The following is a 13040-nucleotide window of genomic DNA, read 5'->3' as shown; positions in this document are numbered from 1 at the left end:
TCGAGTTCTATAATTTTTTTAGGAAAAGTTTTGTAGAAAGATGAGAGGTTTGAAATAATAAATTGCTGATAATCAGCATGAGAGCTCCAATTTTTAAGCATAAAATAATCCTCCTAGTAAAACATGTCTTTAAGAGGAGGACCGCAAAATTTTACAGACATGTCAAGTGTTTTATGCAAAAAAAGTGGGGGGATCAACAAAAATTAATGATACTAAAAATGAGTAATCACAGGAGCTAAGGAGTTTCCGTGAAAGCTCATGCTGTCAAGAGGGGGACGAGATTTTAACATAGTTTCAAAACCTCTAAAAAGAACACCACTACTTTTGGCACTTGTTATTATATTTTTTTCGATAGTAACTTCTATACTTAAATGGCCACTTATTCTTGTTATGGGATCTATAGTTATTTTAGTTGACAATGAGCATTCACCTCGCAAAAATTAATATCTAACAAAAGGTTCAGTGCCGTCAGGAAAATATTCACTAGCACAACCAATGCAGGGAGTATTAGCTTCAACAGGCCAGCTGTGGTTAGAATTCCATCTTCCAAGAGGACAATAAGCTCTTGTGATAGGCCCTCTGCAACCTAGTTTAAACATACATTCTGGATCTCCTAGTTTTTCAGCTGTAATATTATTATCAAAATATGAACGCCTAGAACAATTAGTATGATTAGTATCTTTGAAAAATATTAGTGGTCGTCCACGCTCATCTAATTCAACAGTATTATATAAAATTAAACTTGCTATAGTGCCTACAAGCCAAAGCGGATTAACAGGACAACCGGGAACATTTATAGTTTTTTTGCCTATATACGTTTCAAGGCTTGTGCATTTAGAAGGATTGGGTTTAGCTGCAGAAATACCTCCAAAGGCGGCACAGGTTCCTATAGCAATAATATGTTTCGCTTTTGGAGCAGCTAAGGAAATAGCCTCTGCGGCAGATATATTTTTTCCATTATATGAAGCAACTATGGTGTAAGCACCGCCATCGATATTGGATACAGCGCCTTCTACTCCTAGAATAAAATCTGTATCTAAAGTATCTAAAAAGTCTTCGAAAGCTCTTGAGCCTTCAGAGAACATTATAGATGGACAAAATCTTAAATTAACCATTTCTTTTAGAAAATAAAGCATATCTGGCTCATAGGTGTTTAGAAAAGATATTATATCTCCAGAACATCCAGTGGCTTCAAGCCATATAAAGTTTATTTTTTTAGAACTATTTTCACGAATTTTTTCTAATGATTCATCGATAAGGGCTCTAATATCCAAAATATATTTACCACCTTTTTTTAAACATTGCTTAAAGATCCGACTACAGGAAGTGTTTTTAATAATTCAACGTCAAGATTGTGAGCGGTTTTAAAGACATCTGTTAAATCTTTTCCAGAATATACACCAAAGTGAGTTCCGCCAGCCCAGCACATATTATTCGTAACATCATATACAATACCATTAATTGCTACATATGCAGGATTACCCATTGAACCATTATATTTAGATAATTCCTCTAAAGTGAAATTTTTTCCTTGTCTCTTTAAAACATCATCTTCAGGCAAATTGTATAATAAGGTTACAAGCTCTGAGGTCCCTTTATTTACTTTTGCTAAAAAATATAATTTCCTATAGGGGTATATAGAGTAGATAGCTTGTTTTTGCCAATATTTTATTTCATCGATTTTATCTCTTAATATGGGTGGTAGTGCATTTTTCATAAAAACCTCCAATGATTAAATATATTACGCATAAATATTAATTTTAAAATATATATATTAAATGTATATGATAAAAACATTAAATTATTATAGATATATATATAAAAACCAAAGAGGGAGCGGATATAATATGAAAAGATATTTTATAGTGGTGAAAGGTATAGTGCAAGGAGTTGGCTTTAGATCTTTTATATATAAATTAGCTTTAGAATTTGGACTAAAAGGATTCATTAATAATAACTCTGCAGGGGTATATATTGATGTAGAGGGTAATGAAGAAAACATTAATGACTTCATTAAAGATATATCAATAAAATTACCACCTCTTGCTAAAATATATGAAATAGATATAGCAGAGAAAAACGTGCTAAATTACTCCTCTTTTTCAATTGAAAGTAGTAGTGAAGATAAAACGAAGTTTACACTGATATCACCAGATGTGGCAATTTGTTCTAAGTGTATTGAAGATATAAAAAATGTTAAAAGTGATAAATACAAATATCCTTTTACTAATTGTACAAATTGTGGCCCTAGATTTTCAATAATAAAAAGCATTCCTTATGATAGGAAAAAAACTACTATGAGTGTATTTAATATGTGTAGTAAGTGTGAAAATGAGTATTTTAATATTATGGATAGAAGATTTCATGCAGAACCTAATTCTTGTAGTAACTGTGGCCCTAAAATTTATTTAACAAACAATTTAGGAGAAAAAATTCAATCCAAAAAATTTATTTTAGACACAGTAGGTAAAATTTTAGAAGGGAAGATTTTATGCATTAAAGGCATAGGTGTATTTCATTTATCATGTGATGCGTTTAATTATCAAGCAATTAAAAAATTAAGAGTTAGAAAACATAGACCAGATCAGCCTTTTGCAGTAATGATGAAAAATATAAATATAGTTAAAAAATATTGCCATGTAAATAAAAAAGAAGAAGAGATACTTACGGGAATTAAAAAACCTATAGTTATTTTAAATAAAACAATAATAATGGTATGAATAGGGAACTACCTGATATAATAGCTCCTTTTCAAAATACATTGGGGGTTATGCTTCCGTGCAGTCCACTTCAGTATCTTTTATTTGAAGAGGGTTTAGAAGTTTTAATAATGACAAGTGGGAATGCTCATGGAATGCCATTAGAGTATGAAAACATGGGGGCAATTGCTAATCTATCAAGAGCGACAGATTATTTTTTAATGAATAATAGGGACATACATATCGCTGTAGATGATTCCATTGTAAAGGTTATAGAAAATGAAGAATATATATTTAGAAGAGCTAGGGGATATGTACCAGAACCTATAACTAAGAATGTAAAACATTCTATTTTAGCATGTGGATCTAATATGAAAAATACCTTTTGTATATCAAAAGAAAATCATTTGTTTAAGCCAGCACAACGGCGATTTAAGTACTTTAGAAAATTATAAGCGTTATGTGGTTAATATAGAACATTTTAAAAATATGTTAAAATGTTCTCCAGAATATTTGGCCTGTGATCTTCACCCAGATTATTATACAAATATTTATATAGATGATCAAAATATAAAAGCAATTAGAATACAACATCACCATGCTCATATTGCAAGTTGTATGGCTGAGAATAATATCAATAATAGAGTAATAGGCATTGCTTTTGATGGAACTGGTTTTGGAACAGATGAAAAAATTTGGGGAGGAGAATTTTTAATATGCGATTTGTTAGGCTTTGATAGATTCGCCCACTTAGAATATGTGAAAATGCCTGGTGGAGAAAAAGCAATAAAAGAGCCGTTACGAATGGCTATGGCTTATATTTTTAAAGCTTATGAAAATGGTGTTTATAGTGAAGAAGAAGCTTTAGATTTATGTAGTGAACTATACGGCGAAAAGTCTGAAGGTATATGGCATATAATGAAATCCAATTTAAACTCACCAGAGACTTCTAGTATGGGAAGGTTTTTTGATGGAATTTCAAGTCTTATAGGAATTAAAGATTATATAACTTATGAAGCAGAAGCGGCTATTGGACTGGAAAATAAAACTTATTCACTGCAAGATTTAGAAATTGAAGGTTCATTTTATTCCTATGAAATTGTAAAGAAATATAAGTGCTATCATATAAGTTTTTCTAAAGGAGTAAAAGAAATAATTAAAGATAGATTTTCAAAAGTAGATGTAAGTATAATAAGCCTAAAATTTCATAATACAATATGTGAGCTTACAATTGATATATGTAAACGCATAAGAGAAAGATATAAGATTAATGAGGTTGCTTTAAGTGGGGGCGTTTTTCAAAATAAATATCTATTAACTAAAATAAAAAGCACACTTAGCATAGAGAAATTCAAAGTGTATACGCAAAAAAAGGTTCCTACTAATGATGGGGGGCTTGCTTTAGGACAGTTAATCATTGCGAGTGAATTAATTGAAGAGTCTTTAAAAAGTTAACGAATTTTTAAAAGGAGGTAACTATGTGCGTTGCTGTGCCGGGAGAAGTTGTTAAAATAAATAATTTTTTAGCTACTATAAGAGTAGGAAATATTAATAAAGATATCTATATTCATTTAGTACCGGAAGTTAAAATTGGGCAATATGTATTAGTTCATGCTGGCTGTGCCATTGATATAATAGATGAAGAGGAAGCTTATAGAATATTAAAGCTTTTAGAGGAGTTATATCGATGAAATTTATAAATGAATTTAGAAATGAAGTCATTGCAAAAAAGTTAATCCAGCAAATGTCTCAAATTTCTTTAGAAAATATAAACATTATGGAGGTATGTGGGACACACACTATGGCACTATTTAAATATGGTATACCAGAGCTTCTTCCAAAGGGGGTTCGTATTATTTCAGGACCAGGATGTCCAGTATGTGTTACTTCAGCGGATTATATAGAAAGTGCAATTGAGATATCAAATATTAAAGATGTAATTATCTTAAGTTTTGGAGATATGCTAAAAGTTACTTCACATAAAAATGGTTCACTTTTAAATAGGAAAAGCCAGGGCGGGGATATTAGAATGATTTATTCTCCAATGGATGCAATAAAAATAGCAGTAGATAATCCACGCAAAGAAATAGTTTTCTTATCTGTAGGATTTGAACCTACTACATCAATCATAGCAGTGACGGTTATAGAAGCAAACAAGCAAAACATCAATAATTTATTTTTTTTAACATCGAATAAAATAACTACAGCTGCACTAAAAGAACTATTTAAAGATAAGGAAACAAATATTCAAGGCTTTTTATTACCAGGGCATGTAAGCACGATAATAGGGGAGGATTCTTATGGTTTTTTAGAAGAGGATTTTGAAATACCATCAGTCATAGCTGGATTTGAACTATTAGACTTACTGCATGGAATAAATACGCTTTTGCTTTTAATTGAGAAAAACAAAGCTTTGGTGATTAATGAATATAAAAGAGCCGTTAAGAGGGAAGGAAATATAACTGCAATAAACTATATAAATGAAGTTTTCAAAGTTACAGATTGTAACTGGAGAGGAATTGGAATAATTCCTAACAGTGGATTTACTTTAAACGAAAGGTACGAAAAATTTGATGCATTAAAACATTTTAGAATAGAAGGAAAAACTTATGAAGAAAATGCTTTATGTATTTGTGGAGAAATTTTAAAGGGCAGAAAAACACCTTCAGACTGTAAACTATTCGGGAGTATTTGTACAGAAGAAAACCCAATAGGTCCATGTATGGTTTCATCTGAGGGAACTTGTGCAGCGCATTTTAAATATAGTGTAGGGTGATTTTTATTTAATAAGTGAAGGGTAGGAGAGAGCTTTGGAGAAAACGGTTAATTTGAATCATGGTAGCGGTGGGAGAGCAACTAATAAGTTAATTAGAGATTTATTTTTAAAAGAATTTGATAATGATATTTTAAATTGATTAAATGATTCGGCGATTTTAAATATAGGTAGTGAAAAGTTAGCTTTTACAACAGATTCTTTTGTGGTAAAACCACTGTTTTTTAGGGGGGGGAGATATTGGTAAGCTTGCAGTTTGTGGAACTATTAATGATTTGGCAGTTACTGCAAGAGAATCAGGGGTGAAAATAGTTACGGGAGATACTAAAGTTGTGGATAAAGGCGCTACAGATGGAATGTTTATAAATACTTCTGGAATAGGAGAAGTATACAAAAATGTAAACATTAAATCCTCTAATGCTGAAAGGGGGGATAAAGTAATTATTAATGGTACATTAGGCGACCATGGAACTTGCATAATGTGTGAACGGAATAACTTAAATTTCAAAGGTGAATTACAAAGTGATTGCGCATCCTTAAACTCATTAGTTGAAAGTGTAATAAGTATGTGTCCAAGTATTCATGTTATGCGGGATGCAACTAGAGGGGGACTTGCGGCAGTTTTAAATGAAATTGCAGAGATGAGTAAAGTGTCTATTATATTAGATGAAACTTCAATTGTGGTAAAAGAAGAAGTACAAGGAGTTTGTGAAATGTTAGGATTGGACCCACTATACATACCGAATGAAGGTAAGGCTTGCTTTATTGCTCCTGAGGAGTATGCTGAAGGTGTTCTAAGTAAAATGAAAAATCATCCATTAGGAGTAAATGCTTCTATAATAGGAAAAGTAGTAGATGATAAACCATATAAGGTTTATTTGAAAACTATAGTAGGTGGAACAAGAATAGTAAGTATGCCTTTAGGGGATCAATTTCCTAGAATATGTTAATAAAAAACATCAAGGTAAGAATTAGAATAGAGTTTAAGTTAGCCTGAAGTTAGTTTAAATACTAGTTTGAGGCTTTCTTATTTTTTCTAGCCTAAACACTACCATATGATAAATTCTGTTATTAAAATAGCCATCATCATCAACTTTATTTATCTCAATAAAATCACATTTTTCTAAAAGACTAATTGCTTTAGCATTATGTTCTTCTGTATATGCATCTAATGTTTTTAGTTTCATAACATTAAAACCATATTCTATGACGCTTAGTAATGCTTCTTTCATCAAACCGTTACCTTTATTTTTTCATTTCTGGGTCTTTTCTCATTTCAAATAAATCATTACCATCATTATAGTTAATTCTTCGAAGTATCAGATTTTTTGTTTCAATGTTAGGGAATGGAGTAAAGTTAATCATCTTAGCACTTCCTTACTTTATTATTTTTTTCTTTAATTAATAATAACATAAAATAATATTTTTTCTTAGTCAAAATTACATGGGGGCTAGATATGAAAAGATTCATTTGAAAATATAAATGATAATATAAAAAAAGTACCCCTTCACTTTTTTGGGTTAAGAAGTGAAGGGACATTTTTTCTGTTTTTACTATTAAAAATGAAATATACTTAACTAAATTTGGTGTAAATTATTATTTTATTTATTAGAGTTTAAATATATTTTCAAATCTTTTTTTATCATTATAAGGTAACTAGGGATTGCGTACAATAATATACCCATTTTTAAAACTTCAGGAACATAATTACCAAACAATGCATCTAACCCATCACCAAAGTAGTAGGCACCAAGGCCAACTAAGAATAGATTTAGGATATAAAATACTAAGCTTATATTAAAATTAGCAATTCCTTTAGATACAACATATACAATTAGAGCTGCACTTATCAAACCCATGAGTGTTGAGCCCGCCAGTAACAGAAAAGAACCAGTTGAAGAGCTAGTTAAAATAAATAATGTTACTTCTAATAGTTCCCTAAAGAATGTTATCCCTGACAGGATAAATACACCCTTTTGACTTAGTGATATGACTTGTTGGTTTGCAATTGTGGTAAAAGATTTATTTTTCCTTAAAAGCACTATGCTATATAATATTAATCCAGCTAATACTATACCTAACATACCATCAAATAACTCTCCTGTAGGTCCGTTTAATATGGCTACTTGTGAAAATATTATTGAACCAATTATAGTTGCAATAAACGTTCCTAAAGCTCCACCTAGCAAGGCACTCTTAGTCATTCCATATAGTTTATTTTTGTTGAAATAAACTACTAACGGAATTATAACTAAGAAAATTTCTATACCTTCTCTTAGACTTATTAGAAAAGGTGCTAACATTGTTAATCGCCTCCTAATTTCTAAACATATGCTTGTCTATAATACATAATATGCTGAATTAAAATTATCGTGCTTTTGAAGTGATAAATATTATTATATAGTTTTTAGTATGACTTATTTAATATTCTATATATTTTCCACTGTAGAAGATTACAATTATTACTATAAAATATAATTTACCATTAAGTTTATATAAAATTATTTTGTCAATAATTATGGAATAGAAGTAATAAGAAATATAAAGGTTGAGGGTGATAATATGGCAATACAAATTATGTCTGCTGCATTTACAGGAATTAAAGGTGTTATAGTTACAGTTGAAATTGACATAACTCGTGGACTTCCGGCTTTAAACATTGTTGGACTTGCAGATATAGCAGTCAAAGAATCAAAAGAAAGGGTCCGCTCTGCAATACTAAATTCAGGTTTTGATTTTCCAGTAAATAGGGTGACTATAAATTTAGCACCAGCGGATCTTAAGAAAGAAGGATCACTATTTGATTTACCAATAGCTATAGGTATCCTGCTTGCAACCAAACAAATAATCGTTAATGATATTAATGATTATCTTTTTATAGGAGAATTATCACTATCTGGTGGACTTAAGAGTGTTAAAGGCTCATTACCTGTCGTTATGGAAGGAATTAAAAATAAAATTGAAAAGTTTATTGTTCCTACCAACAACGCAAAAGAATGTAGCCTTGTGAAATCTGCAAAGATATATGCATTAGACAACTTAAAACAAGTAGTTGATTTTTTAAATTATAGGGATTTAATACCTTATAAAAGGACTGTTGGGGTAGGGGTATTAATTAATGAGCAATTAGATTATGAGGACGTTATGGGACAGGAGAGTTCAAAACGAGCTATTGAAGTGGCGGCGGCTGGGAATCATAATTTACTTATGTATGGGCCACCTGGTTCGGGAAAATCAATGATGGCGAAGAGAATTCCAACTATATTGCCATCTTTAAGTCAGGAGGAGTCACTAGAGGTTACTAAAATTTACAGCGTTTGTGGAAAGCTAGGGGATACAGGCGGTATTATTATGCAAAGACCATTTAGAAATCCTCATCACACTATATCAAGGATTGCGCTAGTTGGTGGTGGAAATAAGATAGCACCTGGAGAAATCTCTTTAGCCCACATGGGTGTATTATTTTTAGATGAACTATTAGAATTTAAAAAAAATGTAATAGAAATATTAAGGCAACCACTTGAAGAGCGTAAAATAAACATATCAAGAATTAATGGGAACATAGAATACCCGTCAAATTTCATGTTTGTAAGTGCTCTAAATCCATGCCCATGTGGATACTATGGTTCATATGAAAAACGATGTAACTGTAGCGAATATGAGAGGCGAAGATATTTAAGTAAACTCAGTGGTCCCTTAATCGATCGTATTGATATTTTTACAGCGGTGAATACACTACCATATGATAAAATAGCTAATGGGAAAAATAGTGAGAAATCTGATATTATTAAAAAAAGGGTAGAGGTAGCAAGAAATATTCAAGCGAAAAGATTTAGGAAAGAGAAAATTCACTGTAATTCGGAGATGAGTCAAAAACTAATTAAAAAATACTGTCAGTTAGATAATAGTGCAAGTAAAATCATGGAACTGATGTACAGTAAGTTTAATTTAAGTACAAGAGCTTATTCTAGGATACTTAAGGTAGCTAGAACCATTGCTGACTTAGATAAGAGTGAAAATATTTTAGATATGCATATTATCGAGGCTATGCAATATAGAAAATTTATAGATGAGAGGGTGGTTTAGTTATTATTGACAATAAACAAAAAAATGGAGGTATGTAAAAAAATGAATGACTATGATATATGGTTTTGTTTAGTTAAATTATCCCCAAGAATTAAACTAAAATTAATAAATGATTTACAGAACACCGAAAAAATATGGTACTATGGCGTACATACTAAAAAAACTGAATATTTCAAAAAAGAGTTAACAGACATATTGACTAATGCGTGGAATGCAAGCGATATTGATAATGTGAAAAGAAAATTAGAAATTAATGAGATAAAATCAATTTCCTATTATGAGGGTGAATACCCTAAAAAACTAAAAAATTATGATGATGCACCATATACATTATTTTATAAGGGTAACATATTGCCATTAAATGAGGGGTATAATATTTCTATAGTAGGATCAAGAAAATTTTCGAATTATGGTAAGGATGTTACTAAAATTATTTGTAGAGATTTATGTGCTAATAATGTTAATATTATTAGTGGAATGGATAGAGGTATTGATACGTTTGCACATGAAAACTGTCTAGGGAATGATGGTTATACTTGTGCAGTTTTAGGTTCAGGACTAGATATAGTATACCCAAAAGAAAACACTAAAATTTTTAATGAAATAGCTCAAACCGGTTGTGTTATTTCAGAGTTTTTACCAGGAACGCCACCATATGCGTATAATTTTCCCCAGAGAAATAGAATAATAAGCGCTCTTAGTGATATTATTATTGTAATAGAGGCTGGTGAAAAAAGTGGATCATTAATTACTGCAAATCTAGCGCTTGAACAAGGTAAAGATGTTATGGCAGTTCCGGGATCTATATTTTCACACGAAAGTAAGGGAACAAATAAATTAATTAAAGATGGAGCATTTCCTCTTACCTGTTCTGAAGATATATTTAATTTAATAGGAATAGAAATGAAAAATTTAAAAAAAACAGCTGTAGTTCCTGTAAAGAATGAAACTCATAAAGAAATATATAACGTTATAAATGATAGCCCGCTACACATTAATGATATTATTAGAATAACTAACATTGACATAAAACAATTATATGAGGTATTATTTGAACTGCAGATTAAAAATCAAATATTATGTTTATCAGGAAACTATTATGTACGGGTAAATAACAAAATTTAAATAAAATATATGAATTAAACTAGAATACATTGATGGAGGGGATAAGATGGGACAAAAACTTGTAATAGTTGAGTCACCTGCAAAAGCTAAAACTATAAAAAAATATTTAGGTAGCAGTTTTGTAGTTGAAGCTTCCATGGGACACGTTAGAGATTTGCCAAAAAGCCAATTAGGGGTTGATATAGATAATAATTATCAACCTAAATATATTACTATCCGTGGTAAGGGAGAAATTCTCAGTAAACTTCGAAAAGAAGCAAAAAAAAGTGATAAAGTTTATTTGGCAACTGACCCTGATAGAGAGGGTGAAGCAATAGCTTGGCATTTAGCAAAAGCCTTAAAAATAGATGAAAAAGATAAGTGTAGAATAGAATTTAATGAGATAACTAAAACGGCAGTTAAAAACGCTATAAAAACTCCAAGAATAATAAATGCGCCGCTTGTGGATGCACAACAAGCAAGACGTATACTTGATAGATTGGTTGGTTATGAAATTAGCCCTATACTTTGGAGAAAAGTTAAATGGGGACTTAGTGCTGGCCGAGTTCAATCAGTTACTCTTAAAATAATCTGTGATAGACAAAAGGAAATACAAAATTTTATTACTCAGGAGTATTGGACTATAGAGTGCGTTCTGCATAAAGAAGGAGAACCTCATAATTTAAATGTTAAATTAGTCTCAGCTGATGGGAAGAAAATTGAGATAAATTCTAAAGGTGAAAGTGATGAGATTATTAACACACTTAATAAAAAAGAATTTATTGTAAAGAAAATAAAGAAAGCTTCTAAGAGTAAAAATCCACTTCCACCATTTACAACAAGTACGCTTCAGCAAGATGCTTATAGAAAACTTAATTTTACAACTAAAAGAACTATGTCTGTAGCACAACAATTATATGAAGGTATAAATATTGAGGGACATGGAACAGTAGGACTTATTACATATATGAGGACTGACTCTGTTAGAATATCTGAAGAAGCACAAAATAATGCAAAAGAATTTATTGAAAATAAATACGGAGAAAAATATTATCCTGAGACTCCTAGAATATTTAAAGGCAAAAAAAATATACAGGATGCTCATGAAGCTATTAGACCATCGTATGTTGAAATAACACCGGCAATAGCAAAGAAAACACTAAAAGCACCACAATATAAGCTGTATACCTTGATTTGGAATAGGTATGTTGCTAGTCAAATGGAAACGTGTTTACTAAATACTGTATCGATAGATATAGAAAATGGTAACTATATACTTAAGGCATCTGGATCTAAAGTAACTTTTGATGGGTTTAGAAAAATTTATAATGAAGACTTAGATGAAGATGAAAACACACTTAAACTTCCAGAACTTACTGAGAAAGATGTTTTGGTAAATGAAAATATTCAAGGAAAGCAGCATTTTACATTGCCACCTGCAAGATTTTCTGAAGCATCTCTTGTAAAAACTTTAGAAGAAAATGGCATAGGAAGACCTAGTACTTATGCACCAATTATTTCAACTCTTCTTGGTAGGAGATACATAGAAAAAGAAAAAAAAACATTAGAAGTAACTGAACTTGGAAATATCGTAAATAATATAGTAAGTGAATACTTCAAACAAATAGTAGATGTAGAGTTTACCGCTCAAATGGAGAATAATTTAGATACTATAGAAGAGGGACAAGAAAAGTGGGAAGATATAGTGGATATTTTCTTTACACCCTTAAAAAAGGATATTGAAATCGCTGAGAAAGAAATAGCTAAAATTACAATTGAAGATGAAGTTACTGAGGTTGTATGTGATAAATGTGGTAAGTTCATGGTGATAAAACACGGAAGGTTTGGTGATTTTTTAGCATGTCCAGGTTACCCGGAATGTAAAAACACAAAAGCAATTACTAAAGAACTAGAAGTTAATTGCCCTAAATGTGATGGAAAAGTGTTAGAACGAAGAAGTAAAAAGGGTACTAAATTTTTTGGATGCAGTAATTATCCGAAGTGTGATTTCGTGAGTTGGTTTGAGCCTACCACTATAAAATGTCCTAAGTGTGATACTTATATGTTAAAGAAATATAATAAATCTAAAGGAGAATTCACGGAATGCTCAAACGCAGAATGTAAACATAGGGAATATAAACCGGAAGAAAGTATTGAAGAAAAAACTGAAGAAGAGTGAAATTAATATAATAAATCAGGTAATTCCCTGGAAAACAATAAATATTCCATAGATATTATGTCGAAATATACGAAAAATTATTGAAATGGCATTAATGTTATGCTATTATTAAATAGAGAAGGAACAATTCTAAAAATTTAAAATATTTCGAATTTTATAATTGTAGAGAATTTTACTTTAAGTGTTGGCTTAAATATT

Annotated in this window: 12 protein-coding genes and 2 pseudogenes; 9 read left to right on the top strand and 5 right to left on the bottom strand. The window is 30.7% G+C overall.

Going from position 1 to position 13040, the window contains the following annotated elements; genetic code table 11:
* Positions 1-251 precede the first annotated feature (251 nt).
* The 3 genes and pseudogenes from ACJAX4_RS08135 to ACJAX4_RS08125 all read right to left on the bottom strand — a co-directional run.
* Positions 252-419 (bottom strand): annotated as a pseudogene (locus tag ACJAX4_RS08135) (nickel-dependent hydrogenase large subunit); the annotation flags it as partial.
* Between the two features lie 21 nt (positions 420-440).
* Positions 441-1274, bottom strand: a complete 834-nt coding sequence (locus ACJAX4_RS08130; RefSeq protein ID WP_435788956.1) for a hydrogenase small subunit — start codon at positions 1272-1274, stop codon at positions 441-443.
* 20 nt (positions 1275-1294) lie between these two features.
* Entirely contained in the window at positions 1295-1717 is a 423-nt protein-coding gene (locus tag ACJAX4_RS08125) for a cytochrome b5 domain-containing protein (RefSeq protein ID WP_435788955.1), read from the bottom strand.
* Positions 1718-1847: 130 nt separating this feature from the next.
* Here ACJAX4_RS08125 and ACJAX4_RS08120 point away from each other — a divergent pair, with 130 nt between their 5' ends.
* From ACJAX4_RS08120 to hypE, 6 genes and pseudogenes are all read left to right on the top strand, one after another.
* A complete protein-coding gene (locus tag ACJAX4_RS08120; protein ID WP_435788954.1) occupies positions 1848-2720 on the top strand; it encodes an acylphosphatase in 873 nt (290 codons plus the stop codon).
* A 50-nt stretch (positions 2721-2770) separates the two neighbouring features.
* Positions 2771-3154, top strand: coding sequence for a Sua5/YciO/YrdC/YwlC family protein (locus ACJAX4_RS08115; RefSeq protein WP_435788953.1), 384 nt, complete (start codon positions 2771-2773; stop codon positions 3152-3154).
* Entirely contained in the window at positions 3078-4154 is a 1077-nt protein-coding gene (locus ACJAX4_RS08110; protein ID WP_435788959.1) for a Kae1-like domain-containing protein, read from the top strand. The genes ACJAX4_RS08115 and ACJAX4_RS08110 overlap by 77 nt, the downstream gene beginning before the upstream one ends.
* A 23-nt stretch (positions 4155-4177) precedes the next feature.
* Positions 4178-4390: a HypC/HybG/HupF family hydrogenase formation chaperone gene (locus tag ACJAX4_RS08105; protein ID WP_435788952.1), complete on the top strand. Its 213-nt coding sequence runs from the start codon at positions 4178-4180 to the stop codon at positions 4388-4390.
* Positions 4387-5475 carry a hydrogenase formation protein HypD gene (hypD, locus tag ACJAX4_RS08100; RefSeq protein WP_435788951.1) on the top strand — a complete coding sequence of 363 codons (1089 nt, stop codon included), beginning with the start codon at positions 4387-4389 and terminating at the stop codon, positions 5473-5475. Before ACJAX4_RS08105 ends, hypD begins: the two co-directional genes overlap by 4 nt.
* A gap of 34 nt (positions 5476-5509) precedes the next feature.
* A pseudogene (gene hypE, locus ACJAX4_RS08095) lies at positions 5510-6422 on the top strand (hydrogenase expression/formation protein HypE).
* A 54-nt stretch (positions 6423-6476) separates the two neighbouring features.
* Here the strand turns inward: hypE and ACJAX4_RS08090 are convergent.
* Positions 6477-6704, bottom strand: coding sequence for a GNAT family N-acetyltransferase (locus ACJAX4_RS08090; protein WP_435788950.1), 228 nt, complete (start codon positions 6702-6704; stop codon positions 6477-6479).
* Positions 6705-7074: 370 nt separating this feature from the next.
* A complete protein-coding gene (locus tag ACJAX4_RS08085) occupies positions 7075-7776 on the bottom strand; it encodes an FTR1 family protein (RefSeq protein WP_435788949.1) in 702 nt (233 codons plus the stop codon).
* A gap of 229 nt (positions 7777-8005) precedes the next feature.
* Here ACJAX4_RS08085 and ACJAX4_RS08080 point away from each other — a divergent pair, with 229 nt between their 5' ends.
* From ACJAX4_RS08080 to topA, 3 genes are read left to right on the top strand one after another with little or no spacing between them, the layout of a single operon-like run.
* Positions 8006-9559: a YifB family Mg chelatase-like AAA ATPase gene (locus ACJAX4_RS08080; protein WP_435788958.1), complete on the top strand. Its 1554-nt coding sequence runs from the start codon at positions 8006-8008 to the stop codon at positions 9557-9559.
* Positions 9560-9601: 42 nt separating this feature from the next.
* Positions 9602-10684 (top strand): DNA-processing protein DprA, encoded by a 1083-nt coding sequence (dprA, locus tag ACJAX4_RS08075; protein ID WP_435788948.1) that lies wholly within the window; start codon positions 9602-9604, stop codon positions 10682-10684.
* Positions 10685-10730: 46 nt separating this feature from the next.
* Entirely contained in the window at positions 10731-12842 is a 2112-nt protein-coding gene (topA, locus tag ACJAX4_RS08070) for a type I DNA topoisomerase (RefSeq protein ID WP_435788947.1), read from the top strand.
* The last annotated feature ends 198 nt before the right edge of the window (positions 12843-13040 follow it).

The sequence above is a fragment of the Clostridium sp. genome, assembly GCF_051278035.1.
Taxonomy (GTDB): Bacteria; Bacillota; Clostridia; order Clostridiales; family Clostridiaceae; genus Clostridium_AD.
Note: the sequence above shows the minus strand (reverse complement) of the source record. Positions and strands in the feature narration are given on the sequence as shown.